Raw genomic sequence first — 16,101 nt, 5'->3', positions numbered from 1 at the left:
TTTTTTCGTTTAAACACGATTATCAGAACAAAGGATTGGTTCACTAGACGAACCGTCGGTTCATATGCGGAATATAAGTTTTGGGTATCAATCTAGATACCCAAGTTGGTAAGAAATTTGTTTTGCAGTAGCAAGAATTTCATTTATATGATTTTCTATTTTTTCTTTGGTAAATCTAAATGCTGAGCCTGTTATACATAACGCAGCAATTGTCTGTCCTTTGTTATTATAAATAGGTGCAGATATAGAAGCCAGACCTTGTTCCCGTTCTTCAATACTTGCAGCAAATCCTTGATTGAAGATTTGTTGTATTTCTTCAGGATCAATGCTTTCTATAAACGGACTTATTTTTTGATAAACAACTAGAAGCTTACTAGCTGATCCTCGTTCTAGTGACACATGTTCCCCAATTCTTATAGCCGGTTGCAAAGTATGATGGCTTTCTACACGCTCTACACACATACGTTTGTTATCGCTTACAACAAAGAGCGCAACAGTCTCTTGAGTTTTATCACGTAGTCCCTTCATAAATGGTAAGGCAACTTTACGAAAATCAAGATTAGTCAGAAAGACATTGCTTAGCCCCAATACTTTTGAGCCTAAACGATATGTGTGATTTTCATCATTTTGAAATAGATAACCCTTACTTTGTAAAGTACGTGCCAAACGTAATACTGTAGCTTTAGGTAAGGCAAGAGAACGAGATAATTCCGACAACCCTATTTCCTCATGTACCTCTGAGAAGCATTCTAGTAACTCTAAAGCTCTTTCTACTGAGCGAACATTTTCCATATAAAAACTCCCTGGTTCACCATACGGTCCTTTGGTTCATTTTTCTTATAATTAGATTTTAACTTTAGATAGAACATCAGTCAATACTTAATTTATCTCCCATGGGTCTTCGTCCCATCATCTTGAATTCCTTCGGTTCATTATCCAGCTAAAGCACCTTATACAGCTATATTTGATATCCATATATTATAACTAATCTTCAACTATCCTGCCATTTAGTTCAATAAGAAAAAGCCGCCAAATGGCAGCTGGATCTTCAACATTAGCACCCGTTAGTTCAAGAAAAAATTATTTAAATGAAAACTCTATCTCCCATCTACCTGATTGATTTAAAATTTGATAAAATCCAAACTTAACATCATAGTTATTTGGGAGTTCGTATTCTGGGTTAATATGTATTAGACCTTTGTATTTATTTTCTCCTATTTTCTCTACATTCCAATTCATACTTTGATTAATCCATTTACCATTGATATAAATTTCTGGCTTTCCAAAAATGTCATCATTTTGAATGTTAATGTTTTGTTCAGTTTCTATAACATATTCAAGTGATATTCGTTCGTGTCCTTCTTTAACAGCATCACCAATTGTAAATGTAATTCCATTATCCGAAGCTGTTTTATTCACACGTACTAATTTTGTGTCTATCTTTTCGGCTGATATTTCTATATTAATCACTGTCAAACAACACATAAATATAGTAAATAAAACAAGAATTCCTATTACTTTTCTAATATGATGCTTATCCAAATAATTCACTCCTTTTTATTATAGAATAATACATAAGAAAACAATTTATTCTTCAACGATTTAATCCAACAAATCAAGTTCTTCTTAAATTATCCTGCACCGTTAGTGGAATAAAAAATGCCTTACTCCTTATTGAAGTAAAGCACCCGATAGTTTAAGCAGAATCCTTCACAATCTCTTCTACACCTTAATATAACTCCAATTTAAATGTGTTGCTCCAGAATCTGATTGATTAAAAAACGACGCCTTCTTATTAAAGAAAAGCGCCCGATTGTGGAAGACCAAAGAGTAACAAACACCTTATCAGATAAATTCTTAAAATGGATTCTCTGGTTCATCTTTTTTATAAACGGTGAATCTTATTATTAAATCCACATTATATTCACCAAGAAAATTGATATGCTCCTATCCTAACAAATTTTATTTTGGACTTATATGTATGCCTTCACTCTCTCGCCAATCTGCGTAGAATATACGCTTTACATTATCATATCCGTTGGTAGTTAATTGGTTATCTAACCACTGTTGATCAAATCCGAGTTCATGTAAATTATCCCATAAAATTTCCCCATCTAGAATTAACGATGTTGGGAGGTAAACTGGACTTTCTGGAAGATTGAGATCTTGCTTGTCTGGTTTTTGATACTTCGATTTTAATAATATACTTATTTGCCCATTAGTTTCCAATATACCGTATTTGACTTCGCGAACTGAAAAAACATTATTTTGTCGAAGTATACTCAAAACTTGATTTACATCCAATTTGTTCTTTTTAAGTAACTTTCGATCCATGAAACCATCCCTAATGATGATGTTGGGATCGCCTAATAAGAGAGAACGTGTCGATTTATTTTTTAGAGTCATAAACTCTATCCCCAACATGAGAAGCGTCCACAATCCGATGGCATATAAGAAGTGAAAAGTCCTTACCTTATCTTCATAAATGGTATTTCCTAAAAAATCTCCAAGTACTAACACAAAAACTAAGTGAAACGGGGTTAACTGAGAGATGGATGTTCTTCCTGTTATGATAATAATAAAAAATAAGGTGACAAAACCTACTATGACTTTGATCGTCAGTAAACCAATATTAACTTCTTCCAAAGTTTTTTCCTCCAATTTAAATTTTACTTAGTTGTAAGATCTTGAAGTTTAGATAAAGAGGCTAGTTTTAGTATTAAAGCTCGAGTTCCAATACCAACGATGATGTAATATATGAATGAATAACTATATCTCCACTCAAAATAATAAACAAGTTCGACCCACTCGGAAAAAGGTTCACCAATAAAGGCGTATGTTAGTGCCATAGTGATTTGTGCGATTATAAAAAATTTCCATGTTCTAAAATATTGATATAACAACATGTAAGCTACAGGTATCATTGAAAAATCAAAGGGAAAGGCCCTAGGAATAATAGGTAGGAATGCAATTGGATAATCCCAAAACCTATATTGTAAGCCAACTACATCTAATAAGGTTGTTGTTATGATAATTATGGTACCAAACAACAAAATTTCTAAAATAATGTCTCGTTTAACGAGTTTAGACCATATAATCCAAGGCACAACTAAAAAACCAACTAATATCCACCATTCCCAAGTTAAAAATTCATTCTTTAGCCAATTATTTAATTCTAAAAGGTACAGTTTATCCTCTAATAAACGTATTTCCTTAAAATTTTCAAATATATTATCTATTGATATCATCCCTTTTATTTAAATTAAAAAGTAACAGATATTTTTGAATTCAAACACTTTGAGCTGTCTTTTTAGGATTACCGTTTTTTAGTAATGAATTACCATCGTAAATAAAAAAAACCCACGATAGAAGTTCTTCTAACACGGGTTTTCGACTTTTTTCAAATAAATCAGAAATATTTTAAAGCCAATGAAATTTTTTAAATCTAGATTTAAGCTAGAACAATAAAAACAGGATACATCAACTTATAATAATGGAGAAAGCAGGCGAGCACCGTGTTCAATAATGCGCTCGGTCAGGGATCGTTGCAGCAAGTCTTCAATTCTTAATGGTAAAGAATCAGTAAGATCGCGTTCGAACTGCTCTGTGAGTTCCCTCGCCACATCAGCACTGTACATGACTTGACACACCTCATAATTCAGGCGAAAACTTCTCATATCATAGTTTGCTGAGCCTACTTCTGCAATCTCCTCATCTATGATTATCACCTTCGCATGTAACATTCCTTTGTCGTACTGGTAGATTTTGACTCCAGCTTCTATAAGTTCCCCGTAATAGGTACGGCTTGCAAAGCCCACGATTTTTTGATCAATGTGGTGAGGAACCAGCAATCTTACGTGCACACCACGGGCCACAGCTGTCTTTAATGCCATGATAATATCTGTTTCCGGTATAAAGTAGGGTGTTGTTATATCAATAGTCTTGGTCGCCTGTGTTATACATATAAAGTAAGCTTGACGAATAACTGGAGTAGGAATTCCAGGGTTTCCTTCCAACGTATGGATGTACGCTTTTTGCAATGTCCCTGTCTTTGGGTATACGTCCATCTCTTTATCATCTATGTTGCTCAACTCTGACCCCAATTCGGCCGACCATCTGGAAAGGTCTACTTTTCCGATTGGATTGATTTTCGTTACATTAGATTTTGTTTTCAGATTTGTTTTCGATTTTATTCGTTCCGGCACAGCAATATTCCAATGAATGTCAAAGACAGTCTGTAAATCGACTGATGCTTCTCCTATGATTTGCAAATGAGTGTCCCGCCAAAAGCCAACGACGGGCTTCAATCCTGTATATTCATATCCTACGTTCATGCCACCAGTAAAAGCTTTCTTTCCGTCGACCGTGACAATCTTACAATGATCCCGATAATTCCAATTGGACAAAATCCAGGGAAAGTGTAAAGGAAATATTGTTCGGCATTCTATCCCTGCTTCTACCATCTGAAGGATTTTTTGACGCGGAAATTTTTTACTCCCCCAACCATCTCTAATAAAACGAACCCGCACTCCGTTTACTGCTTTTTCGATCAGCAGCTCTGTGATGCAATTACCAATTTGGTCATTTCGATAGATGTAATATTCCAGATCAATGGTTTTTTGGGCTTTTTGTAAGGATTCGATGAGTTGTTCATACTTTGCTATTCCATTGTTCAGTACTTGGACTTGGCCGAATCGAAGCCCATGTACAGTGAAATGTCGTAAAGCATCGGCGATTACCGATGCTGAATCACTATATGTATCAGGTAATTTGTCAGACTCATTTTGAGAAGAAGTCAATCTTTTCCGATGAATAAGCTTAGGATTTGATATGCTAAGATATAGCCAGAAACCAATGACAGGTAAAATAAGGACGATTATTATCCAATTCAAAGCCTTGGCAGGCCGACGAACTTCCCAAATTGCAATGAATAACATAAATAGTGCATTAAATAGATATAGACCAAAAATCCACTCCAACTGAAATCCCTCCCTTGTTTTTCTCTTAACATGTACAAACTGTGTAGGGAGTATACGTTTTGAATACGAAGGAAATGTTTAGATATACATTACAGGCTCACCTTTGGGTGAACGATTATAAGTTGGGAAAATTTTAATGGACTTTCAAATTTATGCACGTGACTGGCTTGTTCCTCATGAAGAGGAGGAGTAAGCAGAGACTTTCAGTATGCAGGAAGCAATTAGGCGTGACATCCAATATAATGCAAAAATAAAATAAGCTGAGACAGCCCATTCACCGTATTATAGATACAAAGACAGTCATGGACACACATGAATTTTGATTTGAGGACGCACGCATGATGGAACCAAAAATTACGTGACAAAAAAAGTTGTTTACTAAATCCCTTTATTAAACTATATGGCCCGATTATTGAATAAGAGCTAAAGACGATTCTTCCACTAAACTGCCCTGTTAGTTGAAGAAGGATATATAATAATGGTACTCAAAACGGCACTGAAATTGACTGTAGGTTTGGCACTCTTTAATTGTACAATACTTATTGTCCATCATAAAAATACTGTCAAGTGTTATGTCAAAGTTAAAGAAATTCTGAACAAACCTTGATAAATAAAGAGAAAAGACGTATGCCAATTCACACGTCTTTTCTTGTGTCATTTATTAAGAAAGCACCCGAAAACGGAACCCTTTTGAATTTCCTCCTAGGCTCACATACTTTATTTTCACTAATCTACAAATACTATTTCCATCGCATTACTATTTGGACCGCTTAATTCCTTTTTATCAATCGGTCCAAAAACAAAAAAAATAAGTTAATCCTACTTTTGGCATACTATCACATCTCAAAACCTTGCTTTTTTCTATGCAACAAATACATTTTCAACACTAAAATACCAGTCACACTCTGGTAACATTTTGGTCACACATTATAGAAAACTAAGGGAAACCACAGTTCATATCAGAAGTATAATACCTTCAAAAACCTTGATATAAAGCCATTTCTGAACATTCTAGGATACTAGAGGAAATTATACATTCCACACTGGCAGCGGAGAGGTCAGGGGTTCGAGCCCCCTATGCTCCATACAATAAGAAACGGGAAAATCCTTGTCATATATAAGGGTTTTCCCGTTTTATTTGTTTCTGTCCAACAACCCCCAAAAAGGCGCCCCTTAAAGAAGCGTCGGGTAATACGTGATAAAAGCTGTCAGAACAGGTGAAGGACTTGAAAGAGCAAAAGCTGTTGGTAAGAGCATAAAGCCAAAAATCCCCACTACTTTAGCTATGAGATTTTCACCTAAACATATTAGGATATAATTTCACCATTGCTTCTGAGATGGTGTCCGCCATTTCCCTAGCTTGTTCTTCAATCTCATCATATATTTCAATATCTTTCTGATAATCCATCTTTATCATATATACAGCTTCCTGTTTTGTTAAATCCAAATGGCGGTAGAACATTGCTCTAACTTCTTCCTCAGGCAAAAATCGATTAATACTACTAAGAAATACTGCAATCTCATCCGCGTTGGCATACCATTTTTTTTCTGCAGTCATTGCTGCTTGCTCATCACCTGCTAGAGCTGCTTTTACAAGATCAGCAGCAAATATTAGATGTTCTTTAATCAAAGCAGCATATTTGTTAGCTGCAACAACCCCATACAATGGTCGAATCATTTCTCCCATATCCGTTGCATTTTGCAAAAGACGCGCGATAACAAAATCTATGTCTGGTAACTTAAAGGTTAGGCTTATAATTGTCATTCTTGTCCAAGCTACATGCTCTTCCCAAAGGCTTCGATTATTACTCATTAGATCAACTGCTGCCTGACTTATACAATGATTTTGTCGTGCATATTGAAAAGAAGGTTGTGAAACTGGTATGGTAATTTGTTGTCCTACACGAAGATAATATGGATTCACTCTAGGATTAACCGCAAAAATTTCCTCTATAGTTGTATGATAACGCTGTGCTAACAGCCAGTAATTATCACCTGGTTGAATAATATAGCCAAATCCTCCATTTGTAATATTGTTCATGACGTTTTTCCTTCTCTCCTCTGTTTTTTGTCCATCAATAACAGGTTATCTATATACGCCTATTACAGAGTATTCATTATGGATTGGTTGGGTGAGGGGCGGGCATTAGAGAGATAAACCTTATTTCAAATGGTATAATTCAGACCGTAAACTCTTGCACTCAAATATTAAGAAAAGTATTATTAATCAAAATCATTTTCCTCATCAATTTTTATGATTTTTCTTGATTTCGCAAAAATTCCCACTTGGATTATTCACCAGTTTCCAATTCCATTTCAACGTGTAGAATTTTCCCTAGTACACGTTTTATAGTTATTTTTAATTTAAGTTTCATTATCATGAAACACTTCTTCTTGTACATAATGCCCACTCCTTTTAATACCTATATGAATACTGTAATAAAAAATAAAAGGAGTTTTTTTAATGGAAATACCTATTTCAGGATTCATGCACCATTCTGATGAAACAGACCCTATGCATTCTCATTACCTCTATATAACATCATGGGATGGAAAGCCTGTTCATGTTCATGAATTTAAAGGAGTTACTTCTTTTGATGTAGGACATAATCACAGGTACACTGGAACTACTGAACCTGCTTCAAGTGGAGTACAACACACACACAATTATTTTACTTTTACTTCTGTTGATGACAAACATAGACATCAAATTCGTGGTAAAACAGGCCCCGCAATACCTCTTCCGAATGGTGGTCATTATCATGAATTTAATGGTGTTACCACTGTCGATGGAACTACACCACATAGACACAGATATAGTGGAAGAACAAGTCAATAATATACAAATAACTTAACTCAACGAATTTGGTGAATTTTCAATAAACCTTTTGAGGGAATATGTTGCACAATATGTGTCAAATACAACATAAAGAAGAGAAAGATTTTCATCTTTCATGTTCCACTAAACTGCACTTTACTTAAATTAGGAATAGGAGTTGCATCATCGACAACCCCTTTTTGAATTCAACCACTCTTTAGCTCATTAAGAAAAATTTTTTAGTAAGCTGGCACTCCGTTTTCAGTTTGAGTATCAAATCCCATTCCTCTTAGAAGCTGCTGGGTATATGCTAAACTTTGCTCTGTTTGCTGCTGCCAGCTGATAACAGAATCCATAAATTCTATATATTCACTTGGAGCGTTTTCCCTCATTACTCTTAACCATTTCTTTACTTCCTTATCTTGCTTTAACCCATTATTAACACATGCAACCAGAGCTTTAATAATGGATTCATGGTATTCACCACTTTGCAATCGCTTTGCGCATCCTAAAGCTGTAACTCGATGATAGGAGGCTGGAACTAGATGATTATGCATTTCTGCATTTCCTTTCAGATTTTTAGTGAGAGTAATATGAAATAATTGCGTCGTCATTGAACAAACCATTTGTTCGCCATTCAAACTGTAGTTTAAATACTCCAATACAGAAGACCAATCTTGCCGGTAAGGATAATAATAGTTCAATACAATCACCCACTTTTAATTATGATATAACATGTTATGTATCATTTAGACTTTTGCCCCTAAAGGTTGTCAATTGATCATATTTTTATAATAATTTGCTTTTACTTTTTATCATTAGAGTAAGGTGACCATTTCCGTGTACCATTAAAGGTATAAAAAAAACCTCGAAATTCTTACGAATTTCGAGGTTTAATGCTTTATCAAGCAAATTGTAGATTTGCTCGTAGAACCCATGTACTTTTAATGAAAGTTCTGTATGCTTTATAAAACAATTTCATGAGCTATACTAAAAAATCAATTCATACTAAATGACTGTATTCCGAAAGGATTTGCCTACTTGTTAATAAAACTTGAACGCATTGAAACTAGTCACCATTTACTCTTCTTAATTTTTCATTGCCTTTTTTTAAAGCAAAGCGAAATTTCTCGCCTTTCTCTATTTGTGTTACCTGGGAATCATGAACAGTAATTTGTACTGTACCAAACTCTATATTTTCTAATAGACTGATAATTTTATCGATTACCTCTTGATCTATTTTATTTTTTGAAGACAACTTGATTCTCTCCCTTCATTAAACTAACCCGATTTAATAGCAAATCTCCAAGTGTTTGTACGTTCAATAACATATCAAATGGTATCTCTAACTAAAAACCAAAGTGGTTTTAAATTAAATGACAGCCTTCTTCTAAAGGACAAGGTTTATAATTTGTAATTGAAGCACATCCCAACTGTGACAATGGTCCATCAAGCTTACGAATTTTATGTCTGTTTAATAGTTGAATTCGCAAAACCAAGTATTACTATAGGATTTTACTGTTTTCATTTATCATATTATGTATCTCTTGTTTATTCAATCACTTTTTTGGAAATATTTTTTAAAAATTTAGCTCTGTTAAAGCTCACTGTTGTTTTTGGCACTTTGTTGATTGGAACGGATATGTGAGATTCCTACGGGAGTGCAAGTCCAAGGGAGACCCCACATGTGCAAAGCACCGAGGAGGCTCCTGGACCGCAGGAGTGTCGTCATTTAATTGGTTTATTCTTCTTCTATTTCTCTAAGTGCCTGTTCTACAAATTTATTTTCAATTATTTTGGAAGTATTAAGTTGCTTTTCAATGCCCCCTACGGAATATAAGAAGTCGGCTTGTTCTTGATGTGCTTTTGCAAATTCTTCTGTTGTTGGGGATAAAATAGCTTCAGAGTTTTCTAAAACGGATTGAATTATTTCGACATCTACCTTTTGTGTTTCCGCAATCTCCTTTGCTACTTCTTCGATATTTTCATCAAAGTGCTGACGTACCTGTTCATATATTTTTAAAAATTGGACAGCTAAATCTGGATGGTCTTCTGTAAACTTTGTTCTAGCAATAAGAAAGCTTGGAGCATTGATATTCAGGTCTTCTCCTGTTACTAATACTTTTGCCCCCGTCTGAAACACTGCTGTAGTAGCATAGGGCTCCCAGATTGACCAGGCATCAATTGAACCATTATCTAATGCTGGTCGTGCTTCGTCAGGCTGGAGTTGAATGATCTCAATATCGTTTTCTGATAAGTTAGCACGATCTAGTGCCATGTATAAGAAATTGTAAGCACTGCTGCCTTTGGCTACACCAATTTTCTTATCTTTTAAGTCTTTTAATTCCTTAATGGAGCTTCCTTTCGGTACGATTATGGAATTGCCCTTTTTTCCATCACTTGTAACTGCAATCGCCTTAAAATCAACATTTCCTGATTGACCCGCAAGAACTGGTGTACCACCGACTACTCCAAAATCTATTCTACCCGAAGCTAATGCTTCAAAATGAGGCGGTCCACTTGTAAACTCATTCCACTTTATCTTTACTCCTATTTTTTCAAACGCTTTTTCAAAGTATTTCTTCTCTCTTGCATATGGTAAAATTCCTGTTTTTCCCTGAACCCCTATATTCACGACAATCTCTTTTGTGGATGCTTCTGATGAAGACTCTTTATTTGAAGTACTTGCACAAGCACTAAGTAATAGTAAAAATATAAATAATGTAAAAACAAAAACTGACTTTATTTTTTTAGACATATGTTAAACTCTCCCTCTCATCTTTGATTTCTCATATAAGATTAGTCGGATTTAGGTTGCCAAAACTCGTTAATCTATCAATTGAATACTACCCTTGAAAATTGTCCTGCCATTTTAATAGTCTTCTTTCAAATACTCTTACTAAAGAATCAGATAATTTCCCAAATACCGCAAAAATGATAATCCCTACAAAAACAACTGATGTATTAGAAAATTGTCTCGCATCCATGATGAGATACCCCACCCCTTGACTAGATCCCATTAATTCTGCCGCGACCAATGCTAACCAAGCAACACCTAACGATAATCTCAACCCTAAAAGGATGTTTGGTAGTGCAGCTGGTAAAATCAATAAAGTAATTTGCTTCCACCTATTAAACTCTAATACTTTTGCTACTGCAAACAATTTAGAGTCGACACCACGAATTCCAAGAAACGTATTTACGTATAAGGGGAAAAATGCGCCCTTTGCAATTAATAATATTTTGGATACCTCTCCAAATCCAAACCATAAAATAAACAAAGGTATCACCGCCAAAGTAGGAATGGTTCTGAACATTTGTAAGGTCGGATCTACGGTTTGTTCAATATTCTGACTAAAACCGACAGCCAATCCAACTAATAGACCAAGAGTTCCTCCTAATAAAAAACCACCTATAGCCCTTAATAAGCTTATTTGAAAATGTCCGATTAATTCACCAGTTAATGCTAGATCAATAAATGTAGTAAAAATCACACTTGGTCTTGGGAGTAGTGTATCGGAAATAAGCCCCAATATCCCTGTAAGCTCCCAAAGGACTACGATGAATATTGGCAAGATAAATCCCTTTAATATAATACTTGTATGCCTTAACTCCCTTTTGCTTTTAACGATTTTTTTCTTTGAAGACTTTAATTTGTCTAAAGAAATGGTTGATTGATTATTCACATTTCACCCTCCTTTAAATTCCTGCGCCATTAATTAATTCTAACTCTTCGACTTTTTCAAATTCTCCTAACACTAGATGACGGAACTCTTGAAAAGCTTTTGTTGCTTTATTTCGTGGAAATGGTAAATCAATAGAAACAACTTTTTGTACAGTTCCAGGCCTCGCACTCATAATAATGATTTTATTCCCTAAATAAACCGCTTCATCAATGTCATGTGTGACAAATATCATTGACGTTTTCTCTTCCTTCCAAATATCTAGCAAGGCTTCCTGCATATGAGAACGAGTAAATGCATCTAAAGCGCCAAAGGGTTCATCTAAAAGGAGGATTTTTGGCTTTCTAAGCAATGCTCTAGCTATCGCTACTCGTTGAGCCATTCCTCCAGAAAGTTCTTTTGGATATGCTTTTTCAAACCCCTCTAACCTTACAAGCTTAATTAATTTATCTACTTTCTCTCTAATTTCAATATTGTTTAGTGTTAAATTTCCTGCTATATTCCTTTCAACGGTTAGCCAAGGAAACAATCGGGGCTCTTGAAAAATAAATCCTTGATTGATACTGGACCCAATCACCTTTACTCCATCCAACTTGATATCACCTGAGTATTCTATATCTAATCCTGCTATTGCTTTTAATAATGTACTTTTCCCACAGCCACTGGGACCAATAATTGTTATAAATTCACCTCTATCAACATGTAAGTCAATATCCATAAGTACATGCGATTTTTCCTTACCTTTTTCAAACGATTTATTAAGATCATTAATTTCTAGTAATGTCATTTTAGAACTCCTTCCTTTCTATTAAATTTTTATACATTTAACTTTTGAAATAGATTAATTGGTCGTGATAGACCAAGATGATCTCTTAAAGTATGACCTGTGTATTCTTCTCGAAATAGCCCACGGTTCTGTAATTCAGGGATGACTAGGTCCACGAAATCATCCAATCCACCAGGCATGTATGGAGGCATAATATTGAATCCATCTGCAGCACCATTTTCAAACCATTCCTGCATTTGGTCTGCAATTTGTAGTGGCGTTCCTTTTATTTCTCTATGACCTCTTGCACCTGCAACACGTTGATATAGCTGACGTATTGTTAAGTTTTCTCGATCTCCTAAATCCTTGATTAATTGGAACCTCGTTTTTGCTCCGTTTATATCTTTGATATCTGGTAACTCTGGAAGAGGCTTATCTACTGGGTACTCTGATAGATCATAGCTTATAAGGGAGGACAGCAGTCCAACGCCTACTTGTTCAGGGATTAATTCTACCAATTGTTGTTTCTTTTCATTTGCTTCTTTTTCTGTTCTTCCTATCACAGGGAATACACCTGGCATGATTTTCAATGATTCTTCCGTTCGTCCATATTTCTTTAATCGCCTCTTTACATCCTGATAAAACGACTGCGCCTCACTGATTGTTTGCCATGCTGTAAAGATAACTTCAGCAGTCTTAGCTGCAAGTTCTTTCCCTGATTCTGAAGAACCAGCCTGAATGATGACAGGGTGGCCTTGAATGGGTCTTGCCATATTCAATGGTCCCTTAACTGAAAACCAATTACCTTTATGATTTAAGTGATGCACCTGATTTGGATCTGCAAATCTTCCTGAATTCTTATTTACTAGCAAAGCATTATCTTCCCAGCTATCCCATAGCTTTTTGACAACTTCAACAAATTCCTCCGCTCGTTCATATCTAGCACTATGCTTTAGGTGTTGGTCCTTACTAAAATTTAGTGCCTCTGCTTCACTTGAAGATGTCACAACATTCCAAGCTGAACGTCCCCGACTTAGATGATCAATTGTCGCAAACTTCCTTGCAAGATGAAAAGGTTCATTATAAGTAGTTGAAGCAGTCGATGCTAATCCAATATGTTTAGTTACTACTGATAGTGCGGAAAGCAGGGTTAAAGGATCGGGTCTTACATTGACCGTTTGTTCAATTCCGATTCCATCATGATCATGAACTGCATATCCATCAGCAAAAAAGATCATATCAAATTTGCCACGCTCTGCTGTTTGTGCCAATTTTCTATATAAATCAAACGTTAGAATCTCATCTGTGTGACTTTCGGGATGTCTCCAAGAAGCTACATGATGACCTGGAATCATAAAAAATGCTCCTAATTTCATTTGAGGGTTTTCGTTTTTCATCTCATCGTCTCCCATGCTTTAATTTTTTTGATCAAACAACAAAAAAAAGCAACCTTTTCAATAGTGAAATAGTTGCTCCAGTTATCTGGTCACAATATTAATTAGAATGTAAATTATTAATTTTTATAAATTCCTTTAGTTTCATCGTCAGTCCACCATGGCCGAATTTCATAAATTTTTGAGAATCTGGAACAAAATCTTCTTCTTTCACAAATTCCAGGAATGTAAAATATAGATTCTTCTATATACAACATTTATCACTCCGTACTCATAAAACCAATTATCAATCGTATTAAATACCCCTCTATTTATATGAAATTGCTGATGACATTTATAATAAAAACCTAGATCAGGAAGATTTAAATACTCGTTTTCTAGTAAAGTGTATTTGTTTGTATGCTGTGATAAGTCCAATACTTTCAAAACGTTTCTTTGCATATGTGTCATCCTCCTGATATGCATTATTTTGTATTTTTCATTAAAAACGTGCCTACAAATATGGTTAGGTCTTAGGATTTTCAATCAACTTTACTCTTTTTCTTTCATTTTGATATTCAGTTTCAATTTCTGATAATGTTAATTCATAGAGGTGATGTTCTTCTTTTTTATATACGCCTAAATCTAAGAGCTTTTGAATTAGTTTTTCTTTCCTTTGAGATACTGCTTCACGCAACTGGGTCATTAATTTACCCTCCCTTAATTTGATAATGGAAGAGACAATCAAAAGTTGATTGCTGAATGTTTTAATAACTAGTACAAACCACTAGGTAACCAGCTGGATTTATTACAAGTAATCATTAGGCTAAGAAAAAAAATATCTATTTCTTAAGACTTCTTTATACTCCTAATAAACATATCAAGAGCATTTTTTAATCTTTGATGCGCTTCTTCATGTATTCTGAATTGGTTATTTTCAATACGTTCGATATGCTTATCAATTGTATATACACCATTGACAATATGATTTGCTCCTAATGCGGATAAAACTGGATTAAGTGCATACTCAATTGTTAACAAATGTCCAAATGACCCTCCTATGACAAGCGGTAAAATAACTTTATCTTCCAAGCCTCTCTGAGGTAATAAATCAAGATATGTTTTCAATATCCCTGAAAAGGATGCTTTATACACAGGTGTTAAAACAAGAAGTCCAGCAGAATTCTTTACAATCTCATTAGCATCAACGATTGCCTCACTATCAAACTTAGCTGTGATTAAATCTTCTGCTGGTAAGGAGTGAACTTTGATGATTTCAAAGGATACACTTTCTTCATTAAGTACTTTACTTGCATAATTTAAAATGCCATTAAGACGAGAATGATCATTAGGAACCCCAATAATAATTGCCACTTTGCCCATAGCCTTCCTCTCCTTATTATCAATATTTTTTATTTATAGCTAATATTGATGCTTTCGGCTTCCCGATCAGCAATACATTAATAAAAATGACTCCCGGATTAAGATATCAAAATAACTTAATTCGAGAGCCTCTAGTTTTCTAGTCAGCTTATGAATTTAATTCCGCTTGGTTAATATTCTTGTCGTTTCCAATTTTAGCTATCGTATAAAAAATCGCAACAATCCAGATGATTGCAATTCCTATATAGACATATGGATAAACAGTTGTATTCTCGATCCATGTATTTACTAGTGTTCTCGCATTAATAAGAATAATAAATCCACCAACAAGTACACCCATTAACTGAGCATGGATTTTCTGAACTAACCAGGCTGCAATTGGGGCAGCAATTATTCCTCCAACCATTAATGCACCAACCCAGAACCAATTTACTTCTTCCCAACCTAGAGAAATAAGGAATCCAAGTGTAGCTGAAACAGCGATAGCAAATTCACTGGTATCAACAGTACCAACAACTTTACGTGGACTCATGCCTTTTCGGGATAATAATACAGGTGTAGCGATTGGTCCCCACCCTCCACCACCAGTTGCATCTGCAAAACCTGCAATTAACCCTAAAGGAATCGATTGTTTTCGACTTAGAGCAATACCCTTCTTCTCCTCAGTTGGACGAAATATAAATAAAAATCTTATTAAAACATACGCTCCTAAAATAAGCAGAAATAAAGATATATAGGGTTTAGCCAAATCTCCAGGTAAATGACTAAGAAATGTCGCTCCTAAAAATGCACCAATTGAACCAGGAATGATCAGGCGATAAACTGTTTGTTTATCAACATTCCCAAATTTAATGTGTGAGGCACCAGAAGCAGCAGTGGTAACAACTTCCGCTAAGTGTACAGAAGCAGAAGCAACTGCAGGGGCAATACCGAAAGCTAATAAAAGGGAAGTAGATGTTACCCCATAAGCCATTCCTAATGCGCCGTCAATCAGTTGTGCAAGTAATCCAATAAAGGCAAAAATAATTAATTTCTTCATAAAAACACCTCTTTTAAGTTAAAAATGTAATAAAAAAAAGGCATAACCCTCTTAAGTAAA

The 16,101-nt window shown here is 35.0% G+C and carries 17 protein-coding genes; 1 reads left to right on the top strand and 16 read right to left on the bottom strand.

What is annotated here, in order from left to right:
- Window positions 1-87: 87 nt before the first annotated feature.
- The 6 genes from I7822_RS25070 to I7822_RS25045 all read right to left on the bottom strand — a co-directional run bounded on the left by I7822_RS25070 (window position 88) and on the right by I7822_RS25045 (window position 7,020).
- Window positions 88-792 (bottom strand): IclR family transcriptional regulator, encoded by a 705-nt coding sequence (locus tag I7822_RS25070; protein ID WP_207981803.1) that lies wholly within the window; start codon window positions 790-792, stop codon window positions 88-90.
- Between the two features lie 288 nt (window positions 793-1,080).
- The gene (locus I7822_RS25065) at window positions 1,081-1,542 is read right to left on the bottom strand and encodes a hypothetical protein (protein ID WP_207981802.1); all 462 of its coding nucleotides are present in this window, start codon (window positions 1,540-1,542) and stop codon (window positions 1,081-1,083) included.
- A 420-nt stretch (window positions 1,543-1,962) separates the two neighbouring features.
- Window positions 1,963-2,646 carry a DUF421 domain-containing protein gene (locus tag I7822_RS25060; protein ID WP_207981801.1) on the bottom strand — a complete coding sequence of 228 codons (684 nt, stop codon included), beginning with the start codon at window positions 2,644-2,646 and terminating at the stop codon, window positions 1,963-1,965.
- 23 nt (window positions 2,647-2,669) lie between these two features.
- Window positions 2,670-3,248, bottom strand: a complete 579-nt coding sequence (locus tag I7822_RS25055; RefSeq protein ID WP_207981800.1) for a CBO0543 family protein — start codon at window positions 3,246-3,248, stop codon at window positions 2,670-2,672.
- A 237-nt stretch (window positions 3,249-3,485) separates the two neighbouring features.
- On the bottom strand, window positions 3,486-4,979 hold the full coding sequence (locus tag I7822_RS25050) for a phospholipase D-like domain-containing protein (RefSeq protein WP_207981799.1): 1,494 nt from the start codon (window positions 4,977-4,979) through the stop codon (window positions 3,486-3,488).
- A 1,294-nt stretch (window positions 4,980-6,273) separates the two neighbouring features.
- Complete coding sequence (locus I7822_RS25045; RefSeq protein WP_207981798.1) at window positions 6,274-7,020, bottom strand: LysM peptidoglycan-binding domain-containing protein; 747 nt, start codon at window positions 7,018-7,020, stop codon at window positions 6,274-6,276.
- A gap of 423 nt (window positions 7,021-7,443) precedes the next feature.
- Here I7822_RS25045 and I7822_RS25040 point away from each other — a divergent pair, with 423 nt between their 5' ends.
- A complete protein-coding gene (locus tag I7822_RS25040) occupies window positions 7,444-7,818 on the top strand; it encodes a YmaF family protein (RefSeq protein WP_207981797.1) in 375 nt (124 codons plus the stop codon).
- Between the two features lie 218 nt (window positions 7,819-8,036).
- On the opposite strand, the gene I7822_RS25035 is transcribed toward I7822_RS25040, so the two are convergent.
- From I7822_RS25035 to I7822_RS24990, 10 genes are all read right to left on the bottom strand, one after another.
- On the bottom strand, window positions 8,037-8,501 hold the full coding sequence (locus I7822_RS25035; RefSeq protein ID WP_207981796.1) for a hypothetical protein: 465 nt from the start codon (window positions 8,499-8,501) through the stop codon (window positions 8,037-8,039).
- Between the two features lie 365 nt (window positions 8,502-8,866).
- Window positions 8,867-9,055, bottom strand: coding sequence for a YezD family protein (locus tag I7822_RS25030; protein WP_207981795.1), 189 nt, complete (start codon window positions 9,053-9,055; stop codon window positions 8,867-8,869).
- Window positions 9,056-9,538: 483 nt separating this feature from the next.
- Window positions 9,539-10,555 carry an aliphatic sulfonate ABC transporter substrate-binding protein gene (locus tag I7822_RS25025; protein WP_207981794.1) on the bottom strand — a complete coding sequence of 339 codons (1,017 nt, stop codon included), beginning with the start codon at window positions 10,553-10,555 and terminating at the stop codon, window positions 9,539-9,541.
- 88 nt (window positions 10,556-10,643) lie between these two features.
- Window positions 10,644-11,483, bottom strand: coding sequence for an ABC transporter permease (locus tag I7822_RS25020; RefSeq protein WP_207981793.1), 840 nt, complete (start codon window positions 11,481-11,483; stop codon window positions 10,644-10,646).
- A 13-nt stretch (window positions 11,484-11,496) separates the two neighbouring features.
- Window positions 11,497-12,267, bottom strand: a complete 771-nt coding sequence (locus I7822_RS25015) for an ABC transporter ATP-binding protein (protein WP_207981792.1) — start codon at window positions 12,265-12,267, stop codon at window positions 11,497-11,499.
- A gap of 29 nt (window positions 12,268-12,296) precedes the next feature.
- A complete protein-coding gene (locus I7822_RS25010) occupies window positions 12,297-13,643 on the bottom strand; it encodes an LLM class flavin-dependent oxidoreductase (protein WP_207981791.1) in 1,347 nt (448 codons plus the stop codon).
- A gap of 207 nt (window positions 13,644-13,850) precedes the next feature.
- On the bottom strand, window positions 13,851-14,081 hold the full coding sequence (locus I7822_RS25005) for a hypothetical protein (protein WP_243459671.1): 231 nt from the start codon (window positions 14,079-14,081) through the stop codon (window positions 13,851-13,853).
- Between the two features lie 64 nt (window positions 14,082-14,145).
- A complete protein-coding gene (locus I7822_RS25000; protein WP_207981790.1) occupies window positions 14,146-14,325 on the bottom strand; it encodes a Fur-regulated basic protein FbpA in 180 nt (59 codons plus the stop codon).
- A 143-nt stretch (window positions 14,326-14,468) separates the two neighbouring features.
- Window positions 14,469-15,002: an NADPH-dependent FMN reductase gene (ssuE, locus tag I7822_RS24995; RefSeq protein WP_207981789.1), complete on the bottom strand. Its 534-nt coding sequence runs from the start codon at window positions 15,000-15,002 to the stop codon at window positions 14,469-14,471.
- Window positions 15,003-15,150: 148 nt separating this feature from the next.
- Window positions 15,151-16,041, bottom strand: coding sequence for a sulfite exporter TauE/SafE family protein (locus I7822_RS24990; RefSeq protein ID WP_207981788.1), 891 nt, complete (start codon window positions 16,039-16,041; stop codon window positions 15,151-15,153).
- Window positions 16,042-16,101: the final 60 nt, after the last annotated feature.

It is taken from the genome of Metabacillus bambusae, assembly GCF_017497975.1.
Lineage (GTDB): Bacteria > Bacillota > Bacilli > Bacillales > Bacillaceae > Metabacillus > Metabacillus bambusae.
The sequence above is the reverse complement of the archived record's forward strand: the minus strand, read 5'-3'. Positions and strand labels throughout refer to the sequence as shown.